Annotated in this window: 3 rRNA genes; all 3 read right to left on the minus strand. The window is 58.2% G+C overall.

Features of this window, described 5'->3' with window-relative positions:
- Positions 1–80: 80 nt before the first annotated feature.
- Positions 81–197 (minus strand): 5S ribosomal RNA (gene rrf, locus E0504_RS43535).
- A gap of 72 nt (positions 198–269) precedes the next feature.
- Positions 270–3380, minus strand: a 23S ribosomal RNA gene (locus E0504_RS43540).
- A 412-nt stretch (positions 3381–3792) separates the two neighbouring features.
- Positions 3793–5300, minus strand: a 16S ribosomal RNA gene (locus E0504_RS43545).
- Together the 16S, 23S and 5S rRNA genes form the textbook arrangement of a ribosomal RNA operon.
- Between the last annotated feature and the right edge of the window lie 189 nt (positions 5301–5489).

The raw sequence follows: 5489 nt of genomic DNA on the forward strand, positions 1-5489 counted from the left end.
GCCGTCGGCCGGGAAAAGGTCCGGAAATACAGGTGGGGGCTGCTCCCGGCCACAGCCAGAAACAGCCCCCACCAAAAGAAGTCCGGCGGCGTCCTACTCTCCCACGCGGTCACCCACGCAGTACCATCGGCGCTGAAGGGCTTAGCTACCGGGTTCGGAATGGAACCGGGCGTTTCCCCTTCGCCAAAGCCACCGAAACACTACCAGACCCAACCGAAACCGGTCGCAGCCCGAGAACCGCACAGTGGACGCAGAACAGCAGAATCTTTGTGGTCAAGCCCTCGGCCTATTAGTACCGGTCAGCTCCATGCGTTGCCGCACTTCCACCTCCGGCCTATCAACCCGATCATCTAGTCGGGGGCCTTACCAGGCTACCCTGTGGGAGACCTCATCTCGAAGCGAGCTTCCCGCTTAGATGCTTTCAGCGGTTATCCCTTCCGAACGTAGCCAACCAGCCATGCTCTTGGCAGAACAACTGGCACACCAGAGGTTCGTCCGTCCCGGTCCTCTCGTACTAGGGACAGCCCTTCTCAAGTCTCCTGCGCGCGCGGCGGATAGGGACCGAACTGTCTCACGACGTTCTAAACCCAGCTCGCGTACCGCTTTAATGGGCGAACAGCCCAACCCTTGGGACCTACTCCAGCCCCAGGATGCGACGAGCCGACATCGAGGTGCCAAACCTTGCCGTCGATATGGACTCTTGGGCAAGATCAGCCTGTTATCCCCGGGGTACCTTTTATCCGTTGAGCGACGGCGCTTCCACAAGCCACCGCCGGATCACTAGTCCCTGCTTTCGCACCTGCTCGACATGTCTGTCTCACAGTCAAGCTCCCTTGTGCACTTGCACTCAACACCTGATTGCCAACCAGGCTGAGGGAACCTTTGGGCGCCTCCGTTACCCTTTAGGAGGCAACCGCCCCAGTTAAACTACCCACCTGACACTGTCCCTGATCCGGATCACGGACCGAGGTTAGACATCCAGTACGACCAGAGTGGTATTTCAACAATGACTCCACCGGAACTGGCGTCCCAGCTTCACAGTCTCCCACCTATCCTACACAAACCGAACCGAACACCAATATCAAGCTGTAGTAAAGGTCCCGGGGTCTTTCCGTCCTGCCGCGCGTAACGAGCATCTTTACTCGTAATGCAATTTCGCCGAGTCTGTGGTTGAGACAGTAGGAAAGTCGTTACGCCATTCGTGCAGGTCGGAACTTACCCGACAAGGAATTTCGCTACCTTAGGATGGTTATAGTTACCACCGCCGTTTACTGGCGCTTAAGTTCTGAGCTTCGCCCCGAAGAGCTAACCCGTCCCCTTAACGTTCCAGCACCGGGCAGGCGTCACTCCGTATACATCGTCTTACGACTTCGCACGGAGCTGTGTTTTTAGTAAACAGTCGCTTTCCCCTGGTCTCTGCGGCCCCTCCCCGCTTCGGAGGTAAACTCCTACACAGGAAGTGGCCCCCCTTCTCCCGAAGTTACGGGGGCATTTTGCCGAGTTCCTTAACCACAGTTCACTCGCACGCCTCGGTATTCTCTACCTGACCACCTGTGTCGGTTTAGGGTACGGGCGGCCCTGACACTCGCTAGAGGCTTTTCTCGGCAGCATGGGATCACCCACTTCGCCACAATCGGCTCGGCATCAGGTCTCAAGCACATGAAGCACGGATTTACCTGCACTTCGCCCTACACCCTTGCCCCAGGAAAACCACCTCCTGGGTTGGACTACCCTCCTGCGTCACCCCATCGCTTGCCTACTACCAGCCGGGGTCCCGACCAGCCCAAGCCCCACCCGAAGGCAGAACAAAAACCAGAACGGTTAGCACAAACCAGGTTCAGCATGGGCGCGTCAGCGCCGGTACGGGAATATCAACCCGTTGTCCATCGACTACGCCTGTCGGCCTCGCCTTAGGTCCCGACTCACCCTGGGCGGAAAAGCCTGCCCCAGGAACCCTTGGTCATTCGGCGGACGGGATTCTCACCCGTCATTCGCTACTCATGCCTGCATTCTCACTCGTATGGCATCCACGGCTGGGTCACCCCGCCGCTTCACACGCCATACGACGCTCCCCTACCCACGCACAGACCTGGACCTCCGAAAAGGCCGGGTTCACCATGCATGCCGCAGCTTCGGCGGTGCGCTTGAGCCCCGCTACATTGTCGGCGCGGAATCACTTGACCAGTGAGCTATTACGCACTCTTTCAAGGGTGGCTGCTTCTAAGCCAACCTCCTGGTTGTCTATGCGACTCCACATCCTTTTCCACTTAGCGCACGCTTAGGGGCCTTAGCTGGCGATCTGGGCTGTTTCCCTCTCGACTACGAAGCTTATCCCCCGCAGTCTCACTGCCACGCTTCACTTACCGGCATTCGGAGTTTGGCTGACTTCAGTAAGCTTGTAGGCCCCCTAGGCCATCCAGTGCTCTACCTCCGGCAAGAAACACGTGACGCTGCACCTAAATGCATTTCGGGGAGAACCAGCTATCACCGAGTTTGATTGGCCTTTCACCCCTACCCACAGCTCATCCCCCAGGTTTTCAACCCTGGTGGGTTCGGTCCTCCACACGGTCTTACCCGCGCTTCAACCTGGCCATGGGTAGATCACTCGGCTTCGGGTCTTGGACATGCGACTCAACGCCCTATTCGGACTCGCTTTCGCTACGGCTACCCCACACGGGTTAACCTCGCCACACACCGCAAACTCGCAGGCTCATTCTTCAAAAGGCACGCGGTCACCAGGCTCCGAAAAGCCCAGCCCCCACGGATTGTAGGCACACGGTTTCAGGTACTATTTCACTCCCCTCCCGGGGTACTTTTCACCTTTCCCTCACGGTACTAGTCCGCTATCGGTCACCAGGGAGTATTTAGGCTTAGCGGGTGGTCCCGCCAGATTCACACGGAATTTCACGGGCTCCGTGCTACTTGGGATACTGCTCAAGAGACGTGCCGTTTTCACCTACAGGGCTATTACCCTCTATGGCGGTCCATTCGCATGACCTTCGGCTAACAACACGTTTTCTAACTCTTCGACGAAGCGGCAGCAACATCAGAACAGTCCCACAACCCCAGCTACGCAACGCCTGCCGGCTATCACACGAAACTGGTTTAGCCTCATCCGCTTTCGCTCACCACTACTCGCGGAATCACGGTTGTTTTCTCTTCCTGCGGGTAATGAGATGTTTCACTTCCCCGCGTTCCCTCCACATGCCCTATGTGTTCAGGCATGGGTGACAGGATTTAAAGCCCTGCCGGGTTTCCCCATTCGGAAATCCTCGGATCATAGCTCGGTTGACAGCTCCCCGAGGCATATCGCAGCCTCCCACGTCCTTCATCGGCTCCTGGTGCCAAGGCATCCACCGTGCGCCCTTAATAACTTGGCCACAAAGATAAAGATGCTCGCGTCCACTGTGCAGTTCTCAAACTACGAACGGAAACCAGCCGCGCCCGTGAGACCAAACCCATCACCCAAAAGGCGACAGCGGTATCCCACCACAACCAGCCCGCACACCCACCCCGCCCAACAACCCCGACGACCCGAAGGCCACCGAGGCACGTTGAACAAAAGCAGGGCCACACACGAGGGCACCTAACTCCCTCAGGACCCAACAGCGTACCGACCCACCAACCCCAGCCCCAACCCCAAGCCCACACAGGAACCCAGAATCCGAACCAGCAGCCAGCAGAACAAGTCAGCGTTCCACCCATGAGCATCCAGACCAGCCACTCGACTGACCATCGCTCTGGACCAGGCAACCACCCACTACAGGGGCACCCAGCCAGAAAGCTCCTTAGAAAGGAGGTGATCCAGCCGCACCTTCCGGTACGGCTACCTTGTTACGACTTCGTCCCAATCGCCGGTCCCACCTTCGACGGCTCCCCCCACAAGGGTTGGGCCACCGGCTTCGGGTGTTACCGACTTTCGTGACGTGACGGGCGGTGTGTACAAGGCCCGGGAACGTATTCACCGCAGCATTGCTGATCTGCGATTACTAGCGACTCCGACTTCACGGGGTCGAGTTGCAGACCCCGATCCGAACTGAGACCGGCTTTTTGGGATTCGCTCCACCTCGCGGTATCGCAGCCCATTGTACCGGCCATTGTAGCATGTGTGCAGCCCAGGACGTAAGGGGCATGATGACTTGACGTCATCCCCACCTTCCTCCGAGTTGACCCCGGCAGTCTCCTATGAGTCCCCGACATGACTCGCTGGCAACATAGGACAAGGGTTGCGCTCGTTGCGGGACTTAACCCAACATCTCACGACACGAGCTGACGACAGCCATGCACCACCTGTGCAGAGCCCCTAAGGACCCCATATCTCTACAGGATTTCTCTGCATGTCAAGCCCTGGTAAGGTTCTTCGCGTTGCATCGAATTAAGCCACATGCTCCGCCGCTTGTGCGGGCCCCCGTCAATTCCTTTGAGTTTTAGCCTTGCGGCCGTACTCCCCAGGCGGGGCGCTTAATGCGTTAGCTGCGGCACGGAGGCCGTGGAAGGTCCCCCACACCTAGCGCCCAACGTTTACGGCGTGGACTACCAGGGTATCTAATCCTGTTCGCTCCCCACGCTTTCGCTCCTTAGCGTCAGTTCCGGCCCAGAGACCCGCCTTCGCCACCGGTGTTCCTCCTGATATCTGCGCATTTCACCGCTACACCAGGAATTCCAGTCTCCCCTACCGGACTCTAGCCTGCCCGTATCGACTGCAGGCCCGGGGTTGAGCCCCGGGTTTTCACAGCCGACGCGACAGGCCGCCTACGAGCTCTTTACGCCCAATAATTCCGGACAACGCTTGCACCCTACGTATTACCGCGGCTGCTGGCACGTAGTTGGCCGGTGCTTCTTCTGCAGGTACCGTCACTCTCGCTTCGTCCCTGCTGAAAGAGGTTTACAACCCGAAGGCCGTCATCCCTCACGCGGCGTCGCTGCGTCAGGCTTTCGCCCATTGCGCAATATTCCCCACTGCTGCCTCCCGTAGGAGTCTGGGCCGTGTCTCAGTCCCAGTGTGGCCGATCGCCCTCTCAGGCCGGCTACCCGTCGTCGCCTTGGTAGGCCATCACCCCACCAACAAGCTGATAGGCCGCGGGCCCATCCCAAGCCGATAAATCTTTCCACACCACCAGATGCCCGATGATGTCATATCCGGCATTAGCCCCGGTTTCCCGGAGTTATTCCAGAGCTTGGGGCAGGTTGCCCACGTGTTACTCACCCGTTCGCCGCTAGGAGCAAGCTCCTCGCTCGACTTGCATGTGTTAAGCACGCCGCCAGCGTTCGTCCTGAGCCAGGATCAAACTCTCCATCAATGCTTTGAAAGAGATGGCCGGGCCGCCAAGCCCAACCGATCCTGACAAGACAGATTCTCGTATGAGTCTATCATTGCCAAAGGAATTTCCCACCACAACCAGAAGCACTAAGCCCTGGCCATGGACGGGGGTTAAAAAATATGGCACTGACTATTCGGTACGCTGTTGAGTTCTCAAGGAGCAGATGCG

It is taken from the genome of Parafrankia sp. BMG5.11 (assembly GCF_004337455.1).